General features: G+C 72.4%; 19 protein-coding genes. 8 read left to right on the top strand and 11 right to left on the bottom strand.

Features of this window, described 5'->3' with window-relative positions; all coding sequences use genetic code 11:
* Positions 1-53: 53 nt before the first annotated feature.
* From IG88_RS0124805 to IG88_RS0124795, 3 genes are all read right to left on the bottom strand, one after another.
* Positions 54-2,087: a flotillin family protein gene (locus tag IG88_RS0124805; RefSeq protein ID WP_031045293.1), complete on the bottom strand. Its 2,034-nt coding sequence runs from the start codon at positions 2,085-2,087 to the stop codon at positions 54-56.
* 621 nt (positions 2,088-2,708) lie between these two features.
* Entirely contained in the window at positions 2,709-3,368 is a 660-nt protein-coding gene (locus tag IG88_RS0124800; protein ID WP_031045291.1) for a CE1759 family FMN reductase, read from the bottom strand.
* On the bottom strand, positions 3,365-4,477 hold the full coding sequence (locus tag IG88_RS0124795; RefSeq protein ID WP_031045289.1) for an LLM class flavin-dependent oxidoreductase: 1,113 nt from the start codon (positions 4,475-4,477) through the stop codon (positions 3,365-3,367). Before IG88_RS0124795 ends, IG88_RS0124800 begins: the two co-directional genes overlap by 4 nt.
* 117 nt (positions 4,478-4,594) lie before the next feature.
* Here IG88_RS0124795 and IG88_RS0124790 point away from each other — a divergent pair, with 117 nt between their 5' ends.
* Both IG88_RS0124790 and IG88_RS0124785 read left to right on the top strand, forming a co-directional pair.
* On the top strand, positions 4,595-4,933 hold the full coding sequence (locus IG88_RS0124790; protein ID WP_031045287.1) for a YnfA family protein: 339 nt from the start codon (positions 4,595-4,597) through the stop codon (positions 4,931-4,933).
* Positions 4,934-5,001: 68 nt separating this feature from the next.
* Positions 5,002-5,784, top strand: coding sequence for an SDR family NAD(P)-dependent oxidoreductase (locus IG88_RS0124785; RefSeq protein WP_031045285.1), 783 nt, complete (start codon positions 5,002-5,004; stop codon positions 5,782-5,784).
* 23 nt (positions 5,785-5,807) lie between these two features.
* Here the strand turns inward: IG88_RS0124785 and IG88_RS0124780 are convergent, their stop codons facing one another.
* Positions 5,808-7,001, bottom strand: coding sequence for an RtcB family protein (locus tag IG88_RS0124780; RefSeq protein WP_031045282.1), 1,194 nt, complete (start codon positions 6,999-7,001; stop codon positions 5,808-5,810).
* A 206-nt stretch (positions 7,002-7,207) separates the two neighbouring features.
* Between IG88_RS0124780 and IG88_RS0124775 the strand changes: the two genes are divergently transcribed.
* The 3 genes from IG88_RS0124775 (at position 7,208) to IG88_RS0124765 (ending at position 10,425) form a co-directional block, all read left to right on the top strand.
* A complete protein-coding gene (locus IG88_RS0124775) occupies positions 7,208-8,038 on the top strand; it encodes a hypothetical protein (protein WP_031045279.1) in 831 nt (276 codons plus the stop codon).
* A gap of 117 nt (positions 8,039-8,155) precedes the next feature.
* A complete protein-coding gene (locus IG88_RS0124770) occupies positions 8,156-9,019 on the top strand; it encodes a DUF3558 family protein (protein WP_031045276.1) in 864 nt (287 codons plus the stop codon).
* Positions 9,020-9,108: 89 nt separating this feature from the next.
* Positions 9,109-10,425, top strand: a complete 1,317-nt coding sequence (locus IG88_RS0124765) for a DUF2637 domain-containing protein (protein ID WP_031045273.1) — start codon at positions 9,109-9,111, stop codon at positions 10,423-10,425.
* Positions 10,426-10,498: 73 nt separating this feature from the next.
* Here the strand turns inward: IG88_RS0124765 and lysS are convergent, their stop codons facing one another.
* On the bottom strand, positions 10,499-12,244 hold the full coding sequence (gene lysS, locus IG88_RS0124760) for a lysine--tRNA ligase (RefSeq protein WP_031045270.1): 1,746 nt from the start codon (positions 12,242-12,244) through the stop codon (positions 10,499-10,501).
* Positions 12,245-12,416: 172 nt separating this feature from the next.
* Between lysS and argS the strand changes: the two genes are divergently transcribed.
* Positions 12,417-14,177, top strand: a complete 1,761-nt coding sequence (argS, locus tag IG88_RS0124755; RefSeq protein ID WP_031045268.1) for an arginine--tRNA ligase — start codon at positions 12,417-12,419, stop codon at positions 14,175-14,177.
* An 86-nt stretch (positions 14,178-14,263) separates the two neighbouring features.
* On the opposite strand, the gene IG88_RS0124750 is transcribed toward argS, so the two are convergent.
* The 4 genes from IG88_RS0124750 to IG88_RS0124735 all read right to left on the bottom strand — a co-directional run bounded on the left by IG88_RS0124750 (position 14,264) and on the right by IG88_RS0124735 (position 18,734).
* Positions 14,264-14,713: a peptidoglycan-binding domain-containing protein gene (locus IG88_RS0124750; RefSeq protein WP_031045264.1), complete on the bottom strand. Its 450-nt coding sequence runs from the start codon at positions 14,711-14,713 to the stop codon at positions 14,264-14,266.
* Between the two features lie 224 nt (positions 14,714-14,937).
* A complete protein-coding gene (locus tag IG88_RS0124745; RefSeq protein WP_031045262.1) occupies positions 14,938-15,783 on the bottom strand; it encodes an arylamine N-acetyltransferase family protein in 846 nt (281 codons plus the stop codon).
* A 71-nt stretch (positions 15,784-15,854) separates the two neighbouring features.
* Positions 15,855-17,126 carry a PLP-dependent aminotransferase family protein gene (locus IG88_RS0124740; protein WP_031045257.1) on the bottom strand — a complete coding sequence of 424 codons (1,272 nt, stop codon included), beginning with the start codon at positions 17,124-17,126 and terminating at the stop codon, positions 15,855-15,857.
* Between the two features lie 126 nt (positions 17,127-17,252).
* Positions 17,253-18,734, bottom strand: a complete 1,482-nt coding sequence (locus IG88_RS0124735; protein WP_037836575.1) for a helix-turn-helix domain-containing protein — start codon at positions 18,732-18,734, stop codon at positions 17,253-17,255.
* Between the two features lie 211 nt (positions 18,735-18,945).
* On the opposite strand from IG88_RS0124735, the gene IG88_RS0124730 reads away from it, so the two are divergent.
* Positions 18,946-19,683, top strand: a complete 738-nt coding sequence (locus IG88_RS0124730; protein WP_031045251.1) for a DUF4232 domain-containing protein — start codon at positions 18,946-18,948, stop codon at positions 19,681-19,683.
* Between the two features lie 49 nt (positions 19,684-19,732).
* Here IG88_RS0124730 and hemB read toward each other — a convergent pair whose 3' ends face one another.
* Positions 19,733-20,725, bottom strand: coding sequence for a porphobilinogen synthase (hemB, locus tag IG88_RS0124725; RefSeq protein WP_031045247.1), 993 nt, complete (start codon positions 20,723-20,725; stop codon positions 19,733-19,735).
* 121 nt (positions 20,726-20,846) lie between these two features.
* On the opposite strand from hemB, the gene IG88_RS0124720 reads away from it, so the two are divergent.
* Complete coding sequence (locus IG88_RS0124720; RefSeq protein ID WP_031045244.1) at positions 20,847-21,308, top strand: MarR family winged helix-turn-helix transcriptional regulator; 462 nt, start codon at positions 20,847-20,849, stop codon at positions 21,306-21,308.
* 189 nt (positions 21,309-21,497) lie between these two features.
* Here IG88_RS0124720 and IG88_RS0124715 read toward each other — a convergent pair whose 3' ends face one another.
* The gene (locus tag IG88_RS0124715) at positions 21,498-22,496 is read right to left on the bottom strand and encodes an EamA family transporter (protein ID WP_031045242.1); all 999 of its coding nucleotides are present in this window, start codon (positions 22,494-22,496) and stop codon (positions 21,498-21,500) included.
* Positions 22,497-22,569 lie beyond the last annotated feature (73 nt).

Below are 22,569 nucleotides of genomic sequence, written 5' to 3'. Positions count from 1 at the left end.
CCCCGTGCGGCGGCCCCGGCACCCGGTCTGTGATGGCCGGTGGTGGTGGCCGGTCAGACCCTGGTCTTGCCGTTCAGCGCGGTCAGCGGCGTGTCGGCGAGCCCCAGTTCACCGGCGCGGTCCAGCAGCCGCTGCACCTGCCCGGCGTCCGGGCCGCCCGACTTCATCAGCTTCATCAGCAGCGCCGAGACCGTCAGGTTCTGCACGTCGCCGGTGGAGACCGAGCCCAGCACCCGGGTCAGGTCGTCGGTGAAGCTCGACGAGCCGTCCAGCCAGGGTGCGGCGAGGGCCTGTGCCGTCTCCGAGTGCTTGACGAACCCGTCGACGCCCTTGCCGAGCGAGACCGAGGACACCAGGCGGTCGAAGAAGACCGAGTCGCCGCCGACGATGTCGATGTCCGCGTTCTCCAGACCGGTCGCGAGCACCGTGGCCTGGGCCTCGGCGACCTGGCGCTGCACGTCGAGCCCGGCCAGCCGGATGTCCTTCTCCGCCTCCAGGCGCAGCCGGTACTCCTCGTGACCGCGCGAGGCGTCGTCCAGGGCGGCCATCGCCGCGGCCTTCTCGGTGAGTCCCGCGGCCTCCGCCTTCAGCTTGCTGCCGATCGCCTCGGCCTCGGTGAGCGCCTTGGCCCGCGCGCCCTCGGCCTCGGCACGCATCCGGGCCTCCGTGGCCTCCGCCTCGGCACGGCCGGCCTTCTCGATGACGTCGGCCTCCTTGTCGCGGACCTGGACCGCCGCCAGCCCCGCCGCGGCCGCCTCGGCCTGGATGCCCTCGGCCATCCGCAGCTTGGCCTGCGCCTCCAGGTCGGCGCTCTTCAACCGGGCCTCGGCCATGGTGAGTTCCTCGGCGGCACGGTGGGTGGCCGCCGCCTCCGCGGCCTCGGCGGCCTTGATGTCCTTGACCAACTGCTCCTGCGCCTGTGCCTCGGCGGCGATGATGACCGCCTGCCGCTCCCGCTCGGCCTCCTCCACCGCGCGCAGCTTCTTGATCGACTCCTCCTGCTCGGCGACCGTACGGTCCACGGCGACCCGCTCGCGGACGACCTCGGCGATGTTCCGCTTCTCCGCCTCGACCTCCTTCTCGGCGGCGATCCGCGTCAACTGGGTCTCCCGCTCGCGGCCGATGGCCTCCAGCATGCGGTCCTTCTCGATGCGCTCGTTCTCGACGGCGATGACCCGCTCGCGGTTCTTCGCGGCGACCGCGACCTCACGGGCCTGGTTCTCGCGCTGCACGCCGAGCTGCTCCTCGGTGCGCAGGAACGCCGTCTGCGCCCGCAGCCGCTCCTCCTCCACCACCCGCGCCGTCTCGGCCTCCTCGCGGGCCCGGGTGGTGTCGATCTCGCGCTTCTGCTTGATCTCGGCGTCCGCCTGCCGGCGCTCCAGCTCCAGTACGGCCTCGCGCGCGTCGACGTTCTGCCGGGTGATCTCCTTCTCCTCCGTGCGCCGCGCCTCGTTGGTGCGCACGTGCTCCACGGCCGTCAGCTCGGTGATCTTCCGGATGCCCTGGGCGTCGAGGACGTTGGCCGGGTCGAGCTGCGTCAGCGGCGTCTGCTCCAGGTAGTCGATGGCCGCGTCCTCGAGGTGGTACCCGCTGAGGTCGACGCCGATGACCTCGATGATCCGGTACCGCAGCTCCTCGCGCTTGGTGTAGAGGTCGGTGAAGTCCATCTGCTTGCCGACGGTCTTCAGCGCCTCGGAGAACTTCGCGTGGAACAGCTCCTGCAGCGTGTCCCGGTCGCTGGCGCGGGCCGTGCCGACCGACTGGGCGACCTTGACGACGTCCTCGACGGTCTTGTTGACCTTGACGAAGAACGAGATGCGGATGTCCGCGCGGATGTTGTCGCGGCAGATCAGCCCCTCCTTCCCGGCCCGCGTGATCTCGATCGTCTTCACCGAGATGTCCATGACCTCGGCCTTGTGCAGCACCGGCAGGACCACCTGACCGGTGAAGGTCACGTCCACCTTGCGCATCTTGGAGACGATCAGCGCCTTGCCCTGCTCGACCTTGCGGAAGAGCCGCGAGACGCCGAACAGCACGACGACGACCAGGACCACGCATACGACGGCGAGGACACCGATGACTTCCATGGGACACGTCCTTACGGCAATGAGACGGCTGTCACGGGGCCGGTCGAGCGCGGCCGGCCGCCGCGGCTGTTGGTGTGGTGACGCCCGTGGGGACAGGCGTGGTTCCGGGGGGCGCGGCAGTCCTTGGCCGCGCCCGCGCCGGGCCCCGGCAGGGGCGGAAAGCGGGTGTCAGACGGCGCGGCGGTCCTGTGCCGCGGCACCGGCGACGCGCGGGGCGGGGCCGGGTTCGTCCGGTCGGAGCCGGTCGATCGGATGGAGCGGACGGAGCAGATGGAACGGCCGGAGCGGATGGAACGGCCGGACAGGGGGACTGTTCCTCGTCACCGTCGTCGTCATCGTCCGCCCCCTTCCGCTGTGCTCCCCGTGTCCCCATGATGCGTGCACGTGCCATCGGTGCGCATTGCCGGTTTCCGGAAGTGTTCAACGGGGCTTGAATGCCGGTGAGCCGCCGACCGGGTTCGGACGACCCGGCCGACGGCTCACGGTGTGCCGCGGCGCTGTGGCGCTGTGGCGGTGCGTTGTGCGGTGGTACGGCGGTGTGTCGCAGCGCGGCGCGCCGCGCTGCGTCGTGCGGTACGCGCGTCGTGCGGCGGTACGGCGCTCAGGGCTCCTCAGGGCGCCTCAGGGCGCCGGGCTCGGGCCCGGAACGCTCAGCGCGGCCAGCCGCTCCGCGAAGGGCGTGACCTCCTCGAAGGAGTCCCGCTTGGGCAGCGGACGGCCCGCCGGGCGTCCCGCCGTCCCCGCCGTCCCCGCCATCAGCGCGGCCAGCTCGGTCGCGGCCCGCCCGATCCGGGCGTCGAGCCCCTCCGCGCCCCAGTCCTCGGAGGCGGCGTACACCCCGGTGGGGACGACGACGGCCTTCAGGTAGGCGAAGAGCGGCCGCAGCGCGTGGTCCAGCACCAGGGAGTGCCGGGCGGTGCCGCCGGTCGCGGCGATCAGCACCGGCTTCCCGGCGAGGGCGTCCTCGTCGGTGACGCTCAGCGCGTCGAAGAACGACTTGAACAGCCCGCTGTAGGAGGCCGAGAACACCGGCGTGACCACGATCAGCCCGTCGGCCGCCGCGACCTCGGCGAACGCGTCCGCGAGGGCGGGCCCCGGGAAGCCGTTGGTGAAGGTGTGCGCGATCTCCACGGCGAGGTCGCGCAGCTCGATCACCCGGACGTCGGCCGGGGCGGGCTCGGGCGCGGTGGCGGCCGGGGCGGCGACCGCGGCCAGCCGGTCGCCGAGCAGCCGGGTGGACGACGGGACGCTCAGTCCCGCGGAGACGACGACGAGCTTCATGCGCGCGCTCCTTCCTTCTCCTGGTCCCCGCGGCCGGCGTTCTTCGCGGCCAGCAGCGACGCGTGGGTCGGCGCGTCCGGCACGTTCGCCGGACGGCCCTTGGCGAACTCCTCGCGCAGCACCGGCACGACCTCCTCGCCGAGCAGGTCGAGCTGCTCCAGCACCGTCTTCAGGGGCAGCCCGGCGTGGTCCATCAGGAACAACTGGCGCTGGTAGTCACCGGCGTAGTCGCGGAAGGCGAGCGTCTTCTCGATCACCTGCTGCGGCGAGCCGACGGTGAGCGGCGTCTGCGCGGTGAAGTCCTCCAGCGACGGCCCGTGCCCGTAGACCGGGGCGACGTCGAAGTACGGGCGGAACTCGCGCACCGCGTCCTGGCTGTTCTTCCGCATGAACACCTGGCCGCCGAGGCCGACGATCGCCTGCTCGGGCGTGCCGTGGCCGTAGTGGGCGTACCGGGCCCGGTACAGCTCGACCATGCGCTTGGTGTGGTCGGCGGGCCAGAAGATGTTGTTGTGGAAGAAGCCGTCGCCGTAGTACGCGGCCTGCTCGGCGATCTCCGGGGAGCGGATGGAGCCGTGCCAGACGAACGGCGCCACGCCGTCCAGCGGGCGCGGGGTGGACGTGAAGCCCTGCAGCGGCGTGCGGAACTTCCCCTCCCAGTTCACAACGTCCTCGCGCCACAGGCGGTGCAGCAGGGCGTAGTTCTCGATGGCCAGGTTGATGCCCTCGCGGATGTCCTTGCCGAACCAGGGGTAGACCGGCCCGGTGTTGCCGCGGCCCATCATCAGGTCCGTCCGGCCGTCGGCCAGGTGCTGGAGCATCGCGAAGTCCTCGGCGATCTTCACCGGGTCGTTCGTGGTGATCAGGGTGGTGGAGGTGGAGAGCAGCAGCCGCTCGGTGCGGGCCGCGATGTAGCCGAGCATGGTCGTCGGCGACGAGGGCACGAAGGGCGGGTTGTGGTGCTCGCCGGTGGCGAAGACGTCGAGCCCGACCTCTTCGGCCTTGAGCGCGATGGCGACCATGGCCTTGATGCGCTCACGCTCGGTCGGCGTACGGCCCGTGGTCGGGTCGGGCGTGACGTCGCCGACGGTGAAGATGCCGAACTGCATGATCGCTCAACCTCCAGGTTGTTTACTGTTCAACTATACCCTGGAACGGAGCGCCTCCGGCCGTTATTCCGCAGGTCCGCCGTCGGACGGGCACGCGGCGCGTGGGAAGCTGCCCGCATGCTCGTCCTCCGCTCCGCCGCCCTCTTCGTCGTCGCCGCCCTGTTCGAGATCGGCGGCGCCTGGCTGGTGTGGCAGGGGGTGCGCGAGCAGCGCGGCTGGCTGTGGGCGGCGGGCGGGGTCCTCGCCCTCGGCGCCTACGGCTTCGTCGCCACCTTCCAGCCCGACGCCCACTTCGGCCGCATCCTCGCCGCGTACGGGGGGATCTTCGTGGCCGGCTCGATCCTGTGGGGCATGGCCGCCGACGGCTACCGCCCCGACCGGTGGGACGTCGCCGGGGCCCTGGTCTGCCTCGCCGGGATGGCCGTGATCATGTGGGCCCCGCGCAACGGCGGCTGACCCGGGTACCGGCCACCGCGCTGACTACCCTGGGCTGCGACCCGCACCACCGACCGAGGAGCAGCCCCATGGCCCCCGCAGCCGCCGCCCCGTCCGCCGCCTCCCGCATCGCCGTCGTCACCGGCGCGAGCAGCGGCATCGGCGCCGCCACGGCCCGGCAGCTCGCCGCGGCCGGCTACCGCGTCGTCCTCACCGCGCGCCGCAAGGACCGCATCGAGGCGCTGGCGGAGGAGATCCGAGCGGCCGGCCACCAGGCGACGGCGTACCCCCTGGACGTCACGGACCGCGAGGCGGTCGACGAGTTCGCGACCGCGTTCAAGACCGTCGGCGTCCTGGTCAACAACGCGGGCGGCGCGCTCGGCGCCGACCCGGTGGCCACCGGCGACCCGGACGACTGGCGCCGCATGTACGAGACGAACGTCATCGGCACCCTCAACCTCACCCAGGCCCTGCTCCCCAAGCTGGAGGCGAGCGGCGACGGCACGGTCGTGGTCGTCTCCTCCACCGCGGGCCTGTCCACCTACGAGGGCGGCGCGGGCTACGTCGCCGCCAAGCACGGCGAGCACGTCCTCGCCGAGACCCTCCGCCTGGAGATCGTCGGCCGCCCGGTCCGCGTCGTCGAGATCGCGCCGGGCATGGTCAAGACCGACGAGTTCGCCCTGACCCGCTTCGGCGGCGACCGGGACAAGGCGGCCAAGGTCTACCAGGGCGTCGCCGCCCCGCTGACCGCCGACGACGTCGCCGACACCATCACCTGGGCGGTCACCCGCCCCGCCCACGTCAACATCGACCTCCTGGTCGTCCGCCCCCGCGCCCAGGCATCGAACACCAAGGTGCACCGGGAGTCGTAGGCCCGGGGCGGGGGCCGGGCCCGTCAGCCCTTCACGCAGACGACCTGCTTCAGCTTCGCCACGACCTCCACGAGGTCCCGCTGCTGGTCGATGACCTGCTCGATCGGCTTGTAGGCGCCCGGGATCTCGTCCACGACACCGGAGTCCTTGCGGCACTCCACGCCCCGGGTCTGCTCCTCCAGGTCCTTGGTGGAGAAGCGGCGCTTGGCGGCGTTCCGGCTCATGCGCCGGCCCGCGCCGTGGGAGGCGGAGTTGAAGGACGCCGCGTTGCCGAGGCCCTTGACGATGTACGAGCCCGTGCCCATGGAGCCGGGGATGATGCCGTACTCGCCGGAGCCGGCCCGGATCGCGCCCTTGCGGGTGACGAGCAGGTCCATCCCCTCGTACCGCTCCTCGGCCACGTAGTTGTGGTGGGCGCTGATCTCCTCCTCGAAGACCGGCCCGGCCTTCTTGAACTCCTTGCGGACCACGTCCTTCAGGAGCGCCATCATGAGGGTGCGGTTGTACCGGGCGTACTCCTGCGCCCAGAACAGGTCGTTGCGGTACGCCGCCATCTGCGGGGTGTCGGCGACGAACACCGCGAGGTCGCGGTCGATCAGGCCCTGGTTGTGCGGGAGCTTCTGGGCGACGCCGATGTGGTGCTCGGCCAGTTCCTTGCCGATGTTGCGGGATCCGGAGTGGAGCATCAGCCATACCGAACCGGTCGTATCCGTACACACTTCGACAAAATGGTTGCCGGACCCGAGCGTTCCCATCTGCTTTCCGGCCCGTTCGTGACGGAACTTGACCGCCTCCGCCACCCCGTCGAACCGCCCCCAGAAGTCGTCCCACCCGGCCGTCGCCAGCCCGTGGAAGCGGCCCGGGTCGACCGGGCTGTCGTGCATCCCCCGCCCCACCGGAATCGCCTGCTCGATCTTCGAGCGCAGCCGGGACAGGTCGCCCGGTAGGTCGTTCGCCGTCAGGGACGTCTTCACCGCCGACATGCCGCAGCCGATGTCGACGCCCACCGCCGCCGGGCACACCGCACCCCGCATCGCGATCACGGAACCGACCGTGGCGCCCTTGCCGTAGTGGACGTCCGGCATGACCGCGAGGCCCTTGATCCACGGCAGGGTCGCGACGTTGCGCAACTGCTGGAGCGCGCCCTCCTCGACCGTCGCCGGGTCGGTCCACATCCGGATCGGCACCTTGGCGCCCGGTATCTCCACGTACGACATATCGTCCTCATTCCCCCGGAAAACACACAGAAGTCTCAAAGCGCAGAACCGGCGCCGACGTCGGCCAAAGGGACGGCCGACCGGCGTTCACGGCTGCGCGTGCGATACACATTGTCTGCAGGGAGCGCCCCCGTGCGGCAAGCGAATAACCAGCGGGGACACTGGAGTCCCGACATCACAGCCACCCCGGCGAGAGGAGCCGCACCGTGCAGCGGAAGGCCTACGTACCCGGCGTCGCCGCCGTCCTCGCGGCGTTGCTGGCCGGCTGCACCGGCGGCTCGGGGGGCGGTGCCACGGCGGACGACTCGAACCCGGGGCAGCCCGGCGTCGCGACCGAGGCGGCCGAGCCCGGCAAGTACCGCACCCTGCCCGAGCCGTGCGACGCGGTCGGCCACAAGATGCTCGACTCCCTCCTGCCCGGCATCGAGGAGATCGCCGACGAGGAGCAGCGCGAGAAGGCGTACGCGGGTGAGCCGACGCTCGCGTACGACACCGACCGCAAGGTGGGCTGCCGCTGGAAGGTGGAGTCGGCCGAGGCCACCGACCACCTCTTCGTCGACTTCGAGCGGGTGGTGTCGTACGACGGTGCCGTGAGCGACGACAGCGAGGCCGAGCAGCTCTTCGCGAAGCAGGTGGAGGCGGCCGACCTGCCCGAACCGGTCGTCTCGGAGTCGGGTTCCGCCGACGACTCCCCGTCGGCCACCCCGTCCTCGGGCACCCCCGCCGCCGGCGCGGGCGGCACCCCCTCGTCCTCCTCGTCCTCTTCCCCCTCCCCCTCCGCCTCCTCGACCGCGGAGGTCCGGCCCCGGCTCCTGGACGACCTGGGCGACGAGGCGTTCGTCGACGACGCGCTCAGCAGCTCCGGTTCGACGGCGAAGCGGCGCACCGTGACTGTGGCGTTCCGCACGTCGAACGTCATGGTGACCGTCGAGTACGCGGAGCAGTCGGCGACGCTCGGCGTGGTGCCGGACAGTGAGGAAATGCAGGACATGGCGCGGAAACTGGCGTCCCGGCTGGCGGATTCCCTCAGCGGCTGAGTGCCGCCGGTACCCCCGCCCGCCCGCGCGCGGCGCGCCCGGAGCGGGGCCGCGTGTTTTGCCCACCGCGTACCGTGGCCCCTCGGACCCGTTCCGAACGCAGGAACCACGAGTGCCATGAGTGAAGGAACCATGCAGCTACGAGCCCAGCGTGACCAGCGAGACCAGCGAGCGAAGCGGGAGCGACTCACCCGCGTTCTTGTCGGCGCGGCCGCCGTACCCGTGATGCTGGTGGCAGCCGGCTGCTCCTCGGACTCCGGCTCGGGCGACGGCAAGGACAAGGCCGCGCAGGAGTCCACCGCGTCCGCGTCCGCGAGTCCGTCCCCGACGGTGCGCGAGGCGGCGTTCGGCAAGCTTCCCGAGCCGTGCTCGGCGGTGCCGAAGAAGACGCTGGACGACCTGGTGCCGAAGGCCGGTTCCGGCAAGGAGGGCCCGTCCAACGACACGGCGGTGCGGGTCAGTTGCTCCTGGGACAGCCTCGAAGACAACGGGGTGAAGGGCTCTCAGTTCCGCTGGCTGAGCGTGTCGATGCTGCGCTTCGAGTCGGACGTGAGGCGCGGCGAGGGCGACAAGCTGGCGCGTGACCACTACCAGAAGCAGCTCAAGGACGCGCAGACCGCCGAGGGCGCGAAGGGCGTCAGGACGACGCCGGTGAGCGGCACGGGCGACGAGGCGTCGGTGGTGCGCTACGACCTGAAGAAGAAGGAAGGCACCTACAAGCAGCAGACGGTCGTTGCGCGCGTCGAGAACGTCGTCGTCGCCCTCGACTACAACGGCGCGGGCCTGGCCGGCGACAAGACCCCGGACGCGGACGACCTGACGAAGGACGCGCAGAAGGCGGCCAAGGAGGTGGTGGCCGCGGTGAGGAAGGCCAACGCCAAGGCGTCGGGCGGCACGTCGAGCAGCGGTCCGTCGGCCTCCAAGTCCCCCTCCGACGCGGCCTCCCAGTCGGCCACGGCGTCCCCCGCGCAGTCGGGCTGACGGTCTGTTCGACCCCTCCGGCCACCCGTTCCCCGTACACATGTGCCACTCTGTTGCGCGCAACAACACGCACTGGGAGGGGAGTACGGGTGGCCGCGCCACTTCCGCTGACACGGGCGCATCGCGTTCTCATCGGCATGGTCGTCTTCGGTGCCGTCGTCATCGCCGGGATCGGCTTCGCGGGGTCTTACGCGGCGGTGCGGGAACTGGCCCTGCAGAAGGGCTTCGGCAACTTCAGTTACGTCTTCCCGATCGGCATCGACGCGGGCATCTGCGTGCTGCTGGCGCTGGACCTGCTGCTGACCTGGATCCGCATCCCGTTCCCGTTGCTGCGGCAGACGGCGTGGCTGCTGACGGCGGCGACGATCGCGTTCAACGGCGCCGCCGCCTGGCCCGACCCGCTGGGCGTGGGCATGCACGGCGTGATCCCGATCCTGTTCGTGGTGTCGGTGGAGGCCGCCCGGCACGCCATCGGCCGGATCGCCGACATCACCGCCGACAAGCACATGGAGGGCGTCCGCCTCACCCGCTGGCTGCTGTCGCCGGTGCCGACGTTCCTGCTGTGGCGGCGCATGAAGCTGTGGGAGCTGCGCTCCTACGAGCAGGTGATCAAGCTGGAGCAGGAGCGGCTCGTCTACCAGGCCCGGCTGCGGTCCCGTTTCGGCCGCTCCTGGCGGCGCAAGGCGCCCGTGGAGTCCCTGATGCCGCTGCGGCTGGCCCGCTACGGCGTCCCGCTGGCCGAGACCGCCCCCTCCGGCCTGGCCGCGGCGGGCATCGAACCGGCCCTGCTCCCGCCGGCGCCCGAGCCCGAGACGGCCGCGGTGGACCGAGCCGACGCCGGTACGGCTCCCGCCCCGCGGAAGGAGGCGCCGGCCGGGGAGCAGCCCCTGGAGCTGGAGGCCCGGCGGCGTGCCGAGCAGCGGCAGGTCCCCGAGGAGGAGCCCGAGCCCGAGCAGAGCCCCTGGTTCAACACCCGTCAGGTCGCCTACCAGGGCGGTTACGACCCCACCTACGACCCGGCCGAGCAGTACGCCCAGTGGTACGAGGAGCAGCAGCGGGCCGACCAGTACCGGGACCAGTACGAGGAGGAGCCGCCGCTCCAGGAGCCCTCGCCGGAGGAGACGGGCAGCTTCCCCATACCCGTCGTGCCGGGCCGCACCCGTGAGCTGGGCGAGGGCGGCGGTCCCGCGCCGCAGCAGCCGCAGCAGCCGCAGGGCCCGGACGAGGACGCGTACTACCAGGTCTTCAAGCAGTCGATCAACGGCAGCTACCCCACGCCGCGCGAGTTCGGCGACAACGTGGAGGCGACCTACGGCACGCCGCTGGCCGACCACGAGGCCAAGCGTCTGGTGACCCAGTTCACCAACCGCCACAGCGCGGAGCTGGAGGAGGACCACATCGCCTGACGCGCGCGCGTACGGCGAAGGGGGCGCCCGGCGGACACCGGGCGCCCCCTCGCGCGTGCCTCGTGCCGCCGTACTACTCCCCGAGCAGGGTCCGCACCCGGTCCTGTCCCACCGCGAGGAGCAGCGTGGGCAGGCGCGGGCCGGTGTCGCGGCCGACGAGCAGGTGGTAGAGGAGGGCGAAGAACGTCCGCTGGGCGGTCTTGATCTCCGGCGGCAGCTCCTTGGGCGTGGCGTCGGCGGGGAAGCCCGCCTGGACCTTGGGGACTCCGTAGACGTGGTGGGTGAGGCCGTCCAGGGACCAGTGGTCGGCCAGCCCGTCGAGCAGCAGCCGCAGCGACTGCCGGCTCGGCTCGTCGAGGGACTTCAGCAGCTCGGCGTCGGGCTCCTGGCGCACGATGGTGCGCTGGTCGGCGGGGACGTGGGTGTTGATCCACGCCTCGGCCTTGTCGTAGCGCGGCCGGGCCTGGTCCAGCGAGGCGATCGGGTTCGCCGGGTCCAGCTCGCCGAGGATGCGCAGCGCCTGGTCCTCGTGGCCGGCGGTGATGTCGGCGACGGAGGCCAGCGTGCGGTACGGCAGCGGCCTGGGCGTCTTCGGCAGCTCACCGGCGGCGGTGCGGACGGCGCGCGAGTGGGCGGCGGCGTCGGCGGGCAGGGCGCTGCCGTCGGCGACCTTGGCGTCGAGGCGGTCCCACTCGTCGTACAGCCGCTGGATCTCCTGGTCGAAGGCGATCTTGAAGGACTGGTTGGGGCGGCGGCGGGCGTACAGCCAGCGCAGGAGCTGAGGCTCCATGATCCGCAGCGCGTCGGCCGGGGTGGGCACGCCGCCCTTGGACGAGGACATCTTGGCCATGCCGCTGATGCCGACGAAGGCGTACATCGGCCCGATGGGCTGCTCGCCGCCGAAGATGCCGACGATCTGCCCGCCGACCTGGAACGAGGAACCGGGCGAGGAGTGGTCCACGCCGCTGGGCTCGAAGACGACGCCCTCGTAGGCCCAGCGCATGGGCCAGTCGACCTTCCAGACCAGCTTGCCGCGGTTGAACTCGCTCAGCCGCACGGTCTCGGAGAAGCCGCAGGCGGTGCAGGCGTACGTCAGCTCGGTGGAGTCGTCGTCGTACGCGGTGACCGTGGTCAGGTCCTTCTCGCAGTTGCCGCAGTACGGCTTGTACGGGAAGTACCCGGCGGAGCCGGAGCTGCCGTCGTCCTCGGCGGCGGCGCCGGAGCCCTCGGCGGCCTCCAGCTCGGCCTCGTCGACGGGCTTCTGCGACTTCTTGCCGGCGGTCTTCGGCCTGGTCCGGTACTGGGCGAGGATCGCGTCGATGTCCCGCCGGTGCTTCATGGCGTGCAGGATCTGCTCGCGGTAGACGCCGGAGGTGTACTGCGCGGTCTGGCTGATCCCGTCGAACTCCACGCCCAGCTCGGCGAGGGAGGCGGTCATCGCGGCCTTGAAGTGCTCCGCCCAGTTCGGGTGCGGGGAGCCCTCGGGGGCCGGGACGGAGGTCAGGGGCTTGCCGATGTGCTCGGCCCAGCTCTCGTCCACCCCGGGGACACCGGCCGGGACCTTGCGGTAGCGGTCGTAGTCGTCCCAGGAGATCAGGTGCCGCACCTGGTACCCGCGGCGGCGGATCTCGTCGGCGACCAGGTGCGGGGTCATGACCTCGCGCAGGTTGCCCAGGTGGATGGGGCCGGAGGGGGAGAGTCCGGACGCGACGACGACCGCTGGTTTGCCCGGGGCACGACGCTCCGACTCGGCGATGACCTCGTCCGCGAAACGGGAGACCCAGTCGGTGGTCTCTGTGCTCTGAGCCACGATCGGCACGTCCTCTTCCCTGAAACTTCTCTGGAACTTCTCCGGAGACAGCCGGGCGGTCGCACGGCTGTCCGCTCCATTCTCCCAGCCCGGCCCGCATCCGCGAAAACCGCTTTTCACCGCGTGGGATACTCGGTTTCTGTACTCCTTCCACGAACCCGAGCAGAACGGCAGCCACTCCATGGCCTCGGTCACGTCCCTCACCGACTCCGTCCAGCAGCAGCTCGCGTCCGCCCTCACGGCCACCCGGCCGGAGGCCGCCGGCGCCGACCCGCTGCTGCGACGCAGCGACCGGGCGGACTACCAGGCCAACGGCATCCTCGCGCTGGCCAAGAGGGCGAAGGCCAATCCGCGGGAGCTGGCGGCCGAGGTCGTGGCCCGCCTCACCACCGGCGACGAGCTGATCAAGGACGTCGAGGTCTCCGGGCCGGGCTTCCTCAACATCACCGTCGCCGACCGCGCGATCACCGCGAACCTCGCCGCGCGCCTCGCGGACGGCGAGCGCCTCGGCGTGCCGCCGAAGACGGACGCGGGCACCACGGTCGTCGACTACGCCCAGCCGAACGTGGCGAAGGAGATGCACGTCGGCCACCTGCGCTCGGCGGTGATCGGCGACGCCCTGCGCGCCATGCTCGACTTCACCGGCGAGAAGACCATCGGCCGGCACCACATCGGCGACTGGGGCACCCAGTTCGGCATGCTCATCCAGTACCTCTTCGAGCACCCCGGCGAGCTGGCCCCGGCCGAGGACGTCGACGGCGAGCAGGCCATGTCGAACCTGAACCGGGTGTACAAGGCCTCCCGCGCGCTCTTCGACTCGGACGAGGAGTTCAAGGAGCGGGCCCGCAAGCGGGTCGTCGCCCTGCAGTCCGGCGACAAGGAGACGCTGGAGCTGTGGCAGCAGTTCGTGGACGAGTCGAAGGTCTACTTCTACTCGGTCTTCGAGAAGCTGGACATGGAGATCCGCGACGAGGAGATCGTCGGCGAGTCCGCGTACAACGACGGCATGCCGGAGACCGCCCGCCTCCTGGAGGAGATGGGCGTCGCGGTGCGCTCCGAGGGCGCGCTCGTGGTGTTCTTCGACGAGATCCGCGGCAAGGACGACCAGCCGGTGCCGCTGATCGTGCAGAAGGCCGACGGCGGCTTCGGCTACGCGGCCTCCGACCTGACCGCGATCCGCAACCGCGTCCAGGACCTGCACGCCACCACGCTGTTGTACGTCGTCGACGTGCGCCAGTCCCTGCACTTCAAGATGGTCTTCGAGACCGCCCGCCGGGCCGGCTGGCTCGGTGACGAGGTCACCGCGCACAACATGGCCTACGGCACGGTGCTCGGCGCCGACGGCAAGCCCTTCAAGACGCGCGCGGGGGAATCCGTACGCCTGGAGGACCTGCTGGACGAGGCCGTGCAGCGGGCCGCCGAGGTCGTGCGGGAGAAGGCGCGGGACCTCACCGAGGACGAGATCCAGGAGCGGGCCGCGCAGGTCGGCATCGGGGCCGTGAAGTACGCGGACCTGTCGACGTCGCCGAACCGCGACTACAAGTTCGACCTGGACCAGATGGTCTCGCTCAACGGCGACACCAGCGTGTACCTGCAGTACGCCTACGCCCGGATCCAGTCCATCCTCCGCAAGGCCGGCGAGGTCCGCCCCGCCGCCCACCCGGAGCTGGCGCTGCACGAGGCGGAGCGCGCGCTGGGCCTGCACCTGGACGCGTTCGGGGACACGGTCTTCGAGGCGGCCGCCGAGTACGCCCCGCACAAGCTGGCCGCGTACCTGTACCAACTGGCCTCGCTGTACACGGCGTTCTACGACAAGTGCCCGGTCCTGAAGGCCGAGACGCCGGCGCAGGTGGAGAACCGCCTGTTCCTGTGCGACCTCACGGCCCGCACCCTGCACCGGGGCATGGCGCTGCTGGGCATCCGGACGCCCGAGCGGCTCTGAGCGCCGCCGCGCACGGCACGCGGCCCGTCCTCTCCCCCGTGGGAGGACGGGCCGCGGCACGTGTGCGGCCGGCCGGTGGGACCGGTTCAGCAGACGGAGGTGTAGTTCCAGAAGGCGGCCCTGGTGTCCGGTCCGGCGACCCCGTCGACGGCGAGGTTCTCGTCCGTGTAGTCGTTCAGGTAGCGCTGGAGCGCCCGGATCGTGTTGGGGCCGACGGCTCCGTCGATCTGGTTCTTGGGATAGCCCCAGTGCGTCGCGAACATGCGCTGGGCGGCCTTCCAACTGGTGGTGCCCAGTTGCCCGTCGATCGAGCCCGGGTTGTACCCCTTGTACTTCAGCCAGCACTGCCAGTTCTTGGCGTGCCTGGTGTCCAGCCCCAGGTTGTTCACGGCGAGGACGGAGACCGCCCCGGCGCTCACCGTCTGCTGCCGGGCCGGCGCGGGTGCGGCCGTCGCGGTGCCCGCCACCGCCAGTGAGCCGACGGCGATCCCGGCCGCGGTGCCCACACTCACGAGTGCCCTGGTCGAAGCGCGCATGGTTTCCCTCCGATGCGTTCGCGGTGCTGTCGAGGACGATCCTGCGGCCACGGCGGCGCACCGGGCGACGGCTGCCGCCCGACTGACGTGCACGCGGGACGTCCCGCCCTCCGACCTGCGGAGACGCCACGCGCGGAGGCGGCACGGCGGGACGACCGCGGTGCGGAGGGTGGCCGCCCGGCGGGCGGAGACCGAGGCCGAGCAGCGGCGGACCCCCGGCGTCGTCAGTCCCCGAGCAGCGTGAGCCCTGCGGGCGCGTCGATGCCGAACTCCTCCGCCAGCACGCGGCGGGCCTCCGCCTCGTCGGCCAGCTTCCGCTCGCCGACCGTGCCGTCGGCGGTACGGGTCACGGTGACGCGGTCGCCGTCGAGGAGCAGGTGGGCGTCCGGGGTGAGGCGCTGGACGTAGGGGCGGCGGGAGAACGGGGAGCGCGGGTTCGTGGCCACGTGCCAGTTGATCACCCCGTAGTCGGCCGGCTCGAACGGCTCCACGGTGAACGCGTACTGCGCCTGCCAGCCGTCCGCGGCGTACGCCTGCAGCACCCATGTCTCCAAGGGGCCCCGCTGCGGCGCGTGCACCAGCCGGTGCCGTCGTCCGGCGTCGTGGAACTCGGTGTCCGCGACCAGCGGCACCGGTGCCAGCAGCGAGCCGAGGGCGCCGAAGCCGACGTCGGCCAGGTACGGCCGCGGGTCGCCGGGCAGTTCGGCGAGCAGCGCCATGTGGGTGCGCGGCCGGTCCTCCATGCGGTCGGCGCCCAGGACGACCCGGGCGGTCAGCAGGGTCACGCGGACGCCGAGCGCCTCGAGGGCCGCCGCGAACAGCGTGTTGTGCTCGTAGCAGTACCCGCCGCGCCGTCGGCCGTCGATCAGTTTCGCCGTCAGGTCGGCGAGGTCGAGGGAGGGGGCGCGGCCGCCCAGGGCGTCGAGGTTCTCGAACGGGATGGCCCTCATGTGGGCGAGCTGCACGCCGCCCAGCGTGGCCGCGTCGGGCCGGCGGTCGCCCTCCCAGCCGATGCGCTCCAGGTAGGCGTCCAGGGAGAAGGGTGTCGTCGTCCGTGTGCTGTCAGCCATGACCTCACCGTACGTGCGGCGGGGACGCCCCCGCCCTCGTCCGTTGGGCCCACGGCGGGCCGACGCCGGTCCTAGGCCCTCCGGCGCACCGCCCCTCCCAGTCCCTCCGCGAGCCTCCGCAGCCCCTCCGTGATCTCGTCCGGGGTCTGCGTGACGTAGCAGAGCCGCAGCGTGGCGCGGTCGGGCTCGCCGGCGTGGAAGGGCGCGCCGGGGACGTAGGCCACGTCGTGCCGGACGACGTCGGGGAGCAGGGCGGTGGTGTCGTACCCGTCCGGCAGCCGGGCCCACAGGAACATGCCGCCCTCGGGCCGGGTCCACCGCGACCCCTCCGGCAGCGCGTCCGCGAGGCCCGCGAGCATGGCGTCCCGGCGGGTGCCGTAGGCGGCGGCGACGCGGGCGACGTGGGCGTCGAGGTCCCGGTCGGCGAGGTAGCGGGCGGCGGCGAGCTGGTTGACGGTCGGGGTGTGCAGGTCGGCGGCCTGCTTGGCGACCGCGCAGGCCCGGAGCAGCGCTGCGGGTGCCCGCAGCCAGCCCAGGCGCAGGCCGGGTGCCATGACCTTGGAGAAGGAGCCGAGGAGCACGGTCCGGTCGCGGGCGCCCTCGTAGGAGGCGATCCACGGCACCCGTTCGCCCTCGAAGCGCAGTTCGCCGTACGGGTCGTCCTCGACGATCCACAGCCCGCTCCGCCCGGCGACCTCGGCGACGGCGGCGCGGCGGTCGGCGGACATGGTGCGGCCGGTGGGGTTGGAGAAGGTGGGGACCGTGTAGAGCAGCTTGGGGCGTTCGCGCGCCACCAGCTCCTCCAGCGCCCGCGGGTCGATCCCGTCCTCGTCCCCGGGCACGGCCACCACGCGCGCGCCCGCGAAGCCGAAGGCCTGGAGCGCGGCCAGGTAGCAGGGGCGTTCGACGAGGACCGTGTCGCCGGGTTCGAGCAGGGCCGTGGCCAGCAGCGACAGGGCCTGCTGCGAGCCGGTGGTGACGAGGACGTCGTCGGCGTCGGTGGGCAGCCCGCGCGCCGAGGTCCGGGCGGCCAGCGCGGCCCGCAGGGTGGGCTCGCCCTCGGTGGTGGAGTACTGGAGGGCTCGCGCGGGCTCCGCCGCGAGCACGTCCCGGTACGCGGCGGCGATGCCCTCGGCGTCGAACAGCTCGGGGGCCGGCAGCCCGCCCGCGAAGTTGATCACCTCGGGGCGGGCGGTGACGGCGAGGATGTCCCGCACGGGCGAACCGCCGACCGAGCGGACCCGCGCGGCGAGGGGCGGCAGCGGAGCGGTCACGGCGGCGGTCGCGGCGGCGGTCGCGGCGGTCGCGGCGGTCGCGGCGGTCGCGGTCTCAGTCACGGTCATGGGCGCAGCGTAGAGAAGTACGTGCCGCCTACACACGGCTTTCCGCGATCCGGACACCCGTGCGACTCCCGTCGGCGGAAGGGAGCCGCCCGGCGGCCGTCGGCCCGCGGCTCGCCCTCAGTCGCCTCAGCCGCCCTCGACCAGCTCCCAGCCGCCACTGCCGCCCAGCGGATACGCGTAGTAGGAGGCGTCCTTGGAGGCGCTGGTGCGGAAGGGCCGGCCGTGGTCGTCGACGCGCGTGACCCCGTGCCGGCCGCCGCTGGACCACTCCAGCTCCAGGTACCAGATGACGTCGTGCCCGCTGGTGTGCGCGGTGACGTGGAAGACCTCCGCGTCGGACTCGCTGACGCTGTACGGGAAGTCCCGCTGGCCCCCGATGGGGGTCGCCGTCGGGGTGCCCAGGTCGAGCGAGACGTCGAAGGACTTGGTGTCCACCTCGCCGCCGCAGCCGTTGCCCATCACGTACTGGTTCCAGTTCAGCGCCGGCCCGCTGTTCACCACCTTGACGTGCAGGTCCTGCAGGATCACCGTCTCCTCGCCGGTGCCCTGCACGGTGAGGACCACCTCCTGCCGGTTCGCGGAGACCGCCTTGAGGGGAGCCGCCCAGCCGACGGCACCCTGCTGCGGCGGCGGCTTCGGCACGTTCTCCGGGCTGCGGTCGACCAGGAAGGCGTGGTCGCAGGGCAGGTACCAGTAGTAGGGGTTGGTCGACACGGTGAACGGGGTTCCGGTGGACGGTGCCCGCCGGGTCGGCGTGGGGGCGGCGCCCGTCGGCTTCGACGAGGCGGAGGAGGAGCCGGACGGGGAGAGGGAGGCGGACGGGGAGGACGACTCGGAGGCGCTCGTACTCGGACTCGGGGACGCCGTGCCGGTGACGGACGCCGACGCGGAGGACCCCGCGACGGCCCCGGCGGGACCGCGGCGCGCCCCGGTGTCGTCGGGGGACGACACGAGGTTCGCCACGAGCGCCACGGCGGCACTGACGGCGACGACGCCGGTCGCGGCCCAGAGCGCGGCGCGCGGGATCCGGCGGCGGGACGGTGCGGGGGCGTCGAGGACGGGCGGGGCGCCCTGGGCCGACGGGGCGTCGTCCGGTGCCGACAGGGGGTCGGCCGGTGCCGGCGGGGGCTGCGGTGCGGGGGATGCGGGTGGGGCCGGAGACGCCGACGCGACCGCTGGGACACCGTCCGCGACCGCACCGTCAGGAGCGTGCGCACCGCCGGGACCGTGCGCACCGCCGGGACCGTGCGCACCGCCGGGACCGTCCGCATCGCCGGGACCGTCCGCGGCCTCGGGCTCCCCGGCGTCCTCGGCGCCCTGGGCGCTCCCGGCCCCGGCGCCGCCGCCCTCCGCCTCCCCCTTCTTCACACCCCGCAGCGCGTCCGCGCGGATCCAGCGGCGGTGGAGTTCGAGCAGTTCCTCGGGCGTCGCCCGGCACACGCGGGCGAGGCGTTCCACGGGGGCGAACTCGACCGGGACCACCTCCCCGCTGACGTAGCGGTGCAGGGTCGAGCCGCTCATGTGCAGCCGCTTGCCGAGTGCCCCGTAACTGAGCCCGGACCGCTCCTTCAGCTCCCGAAGCAGTCCCGCGAAGTCGTCCCCCGCCACTGTTCCTCCCTCTTCTCGCATCCCCGTACCGCATCCCAGAAGAACACCGTTCCCGCAGGTCAGGGCGTTCCCGGCGTCCCATCGTCCCGCATGTTCCCCCGTCACTGGCGGCCGGGACGAGCACGACCGCAAGCTGTGGTCATCAAAGCAGCCGCTCCCGGTGAACGGTCGAGCGGCTCGCCCCGACTCCCCTCTCCGAAGGAGAACTTCCATGTCCGCACGCCGCATCACCCGTACCCGCCTGTTCGCCGCCACCACGGTCGCGCTGGCCGCGCTCTCCCTGACGGCCTGCGAGGGCGACGAACTCACGGGCAGCCCGTCCCCCGAGTCCTCCTCCTCCGCGTCGGCGGACGCGAACAGCAGCCGGCCGGCGGGCGAGGCGCAGCAGGCCGGTGTCTCGGGCGACACGGGGAAGACCGGCTCCACGGGCTCCGGCTCGAACGCCTCCGCCGGAAAGCAGGACGAGGCGTCGGGCTCCAGCTCGAACTCCGGCACCGAGGCCGGCAAGGGCTCCAAGGGTTCCGGCGGCTCCGACTCGTCCCTCCCCGGCAAGTGCTCCGCGAGCGACGTCCGCATCACCGCGGCCAACGCCCCCCGCCCGATCAACCACCTGCTGCTGACCGCCACGAACACCGGCTCGAAGACGTGCGCGCTGCCGCAGTACCCGGCGGCACGCTTCGGCGAGGCCCAGTCGGTGCCGCCGGTCGCGGAGTCCAGCAAGCCGCAGTCGCTGACGACGCTGGCGCCCGGCGAGTCGGGGTACGCGGGCGTGCGGCTGTCGTCCGGCGACGGCAGCGGCGAGAACGGCTACAAGACGACCGCCCTCACCGTCCCCTTCGAGGACGGCTCCATCGCCCGGGTCACGCTGCCCGCCGGCGGCGTGTACGTCGACACCGCGCTGATGGTCACCTACTGGCAGACCGACGCCTCCAACGCCCTCGAGTACTGAAGGGGTCCGCGCACCCGGACCCCCTGCACGAAGGGCCGGCACAGGTCGCTCAGCGCAGCGTGCGGGCGACCTCGGTCGCCCAGTACGTCAGGATGTTGCGCGCGCCCGCCCGCTTGATCCCGGTGAGGCTCTCCAGGATGGCCCGGTCGCGGTCGATCCAGCCCTTCTCGGCGGCGGCCTCGATCATCGAGTACTCGCCGGAGATCTGGTAGGCGGCGACGGGCACGTCGCTGGCCTCGGCGACCTTGGCGAGGATGTCGAGGTAGGGCCCGGCCGGCTTGACCATCACCATGTCGGCGCCTTCCTCCAGGTCCAGCGCCAGCTCCCGCATCGCGTCGCGCACGTTGGCCGCGTCCTGCTGGTAGGTCTGCCGGTCGCCCTTGAGCGACGAGCCGACGGCCTCGCGGAAGGGCCCGTAGAAGGCGGAGGCGTACTTGGCGGTGTACGCGAGGATCGCGACGTCCTCCCGCCCGATCTGGTCCAGGGCATCACGGATGACGCCGATCTGCCCGTCCATCATCCCGCTGGGCCCCACGACATGGGCCCCGGCGTCGGCCTGGACCTGCGCCATCTCGGCGTACCGCTCAAGAGTCGCGTCGTTGTCGACCCGCCCCTGGTCGTCGAGGACTCCGCAGTGCCCGTGGTCGGTGAACTCGTCGAGGCAGAGGTCGGACATGACGAGCAGTTCGTCCCCGACCTCGGCGCGCACGTCACGCAGCGCGACCTGGAGAATCCCCTCGGGGTCGGTACCAGCCGTTCCGACGGCGTCCTTGTTCCCCTCCTCCGGCACCCCGAAGAGCATGATCCCGGAGATCCCGGCGTCCACGGCCTCCGCGGCGGCCTTCTTCAGCGTGTCCCGGGTGTGCTGGACGACCCCGGGCATGGCCGCGATCGGCACCGGCTCGCTCACGCCCTCCCGGACGAAGGCGGGGAGGATGAAGTCGGCGGGGTGCAGCCGGGTCTCGGCGACCATCCGACGCATCACGGGGGTGGTCCGCAGCCGCCGGGGCCGGGTACCGGGGAAGGATCCGTACGTCGTCATACCACCTACGCTACGCCCGCCCCGCCCGTGCCTTTGCCGACGGCAAGTCGGCCCGCGCCGCCCCGCACCGGCCCGGGCGACGCTTGACCTCAACCGGACTTCAGCTTCTACGGTCGCCGCCATGGACTACTCACACACCGACGCCGAGCTGATCCGCCAGCCCATCGGCTACTGGAGCTGGGCGGCGTACAAGGCCGTCGTCGCGCGCACCCGGGCGGCCCTCGCCGAGATCGGCACCACCCAGCCCCAGTGGTGGGTACTCGCCCAGGTAGCCCGTGCCGACGCCCCGAGGACCCGCGCCGAGGTCTCGGGCCTCCTGCGGGGCTACCTCGACACCGGACCGGAGGGGATGGAGTCGGAGATCGACGCGACGATCGCGGCGGGCTGGATCGTGCAGACCGGCCCCGACGACCGGCTCTCCCTGACCCCGGAGGGCAGAACGTTCTTCGAAAGGGCCGCCGCCGTCCAGGACGACCTGTGGAAGGAACGCCACGCCGGGATCTCCGACGAGGAGTACCTGACCACGATGCGGGTGCTCCAGCGCTTCATCCACAACACGGGCGGCCGGGCCTGGCACCACTAGCCAGGCAGTTTCTTCACGTAGCCAGGCAGTGTCTCCACGCGATGGCGAGTGGGAGTTCGTCCGGCCGTTGCCGCCCGAGTCGTCGGTGCGGCCCTCGCGCGTCCGGGCGACAACGGCTGCGGCTCCACAGCGGTCCGCACCTGGCCGCGTCGGCGCGGTGTCAGCCGCACCACTGCCGAGCGGGCCGTCCTAGGGCACCTCGGGGAGCGTCTTCGGCCTCCGGCGTCCCACCTGGGTCCGTACCGCGCCCATGCTGGCGGCGATGACCAGGGCGATGGCGGCGGACTGGGTGGCGGACAGGGCCTGGTCGAGGACGAGGAAACCGGCCGCGGCGGCGATGGCGGGCTCCAGGCTCATGAGGATGGCGAAGGTCGGCGCGGGCAGGCGGCGCAGGGCGAGGAGTTCGAGGGTGTAGGGCAGCACGGAGGAGAGCAGGGCGACACCGGCACCCAGTCCGAGCGTCACCGGGTCGACGAGTTTCGGCCCGGACTCGGCGATGCCCAGCGGCAGGAACAGCAGCGCGCCGACCGCCATCGCCAGGGCCAGTCCGTCGGCCTGCGGGAAACGGCGCCCGGTGCGCGCGCTGAAGACGATGTACGCCGCCCACATCGCGCCCGCCGCCAGGGCGAAGGCGGCGCCGGCCGGGTCCAGGCCGTTGAAGCCGCCGCCGCTCAGCAGGAAGACGCCGGCCAGGGCGAGCCCGGCCCAGACCAGGTTGACCGCGCGACGGGAGGCGAAGACGGACAGGGCGAGCGGGCCGAGCACCTCCAGGGTGACGGCGGGACCGAGCGGGATGCGGTCGACGGCCTGGTAGAAGAGGCCGTTCATACCGGCCATGGCGATGCCGAAGACGACGACCGTGCCCCAGTCGGCCCGGGAGTGGCCGCGCAGCCGGGGCCGGCACACCAGCAGCATGACGACGGCGGCCACGGCCAGCCGCAGGGTCACCACGCCGAGCGCCCCGGCCCGCGGCATCAGGCTCACCGCCAGGGCGGCACCGAACTGCACGGAGAGGCCCCCGGCGAGGACCAGGCCGACCGGCCCGAGGGAACCGAAGCGACCGCCCGGCGCCCCGTCCGGCACCGGCGCGCGGCCCGCGGCGGACGCGACGTCGGGGGCGGCCCCGGCCGCGGCGGCGGGGGCCGCTGTGCCGGGTGTGGCGCTGGGGGTGGCGCTGGGGGTGGTCACGAGAGCTCCGGGACGGTGTACGGGGACGTTCGTCGTTCATCAGGCTGCACTGCTCAGTACAGAGTAATGGACT

The sequence above is a fragment of the Streptomyces sp. NRRL F-5650 genome (assembly GCF_000721365.1).
In the GTDB taxonomy this organism is placed as follows: domain Bacteria; phylum Actinomycetota; class Actinomycetes; order Streptomycetales; family Streptomycetaceae; genus Streptomyces; species Streptomyces ardesiacus.
This window is presented reverse-complemented; position numbering and strand designations above follow the sequence as displayed.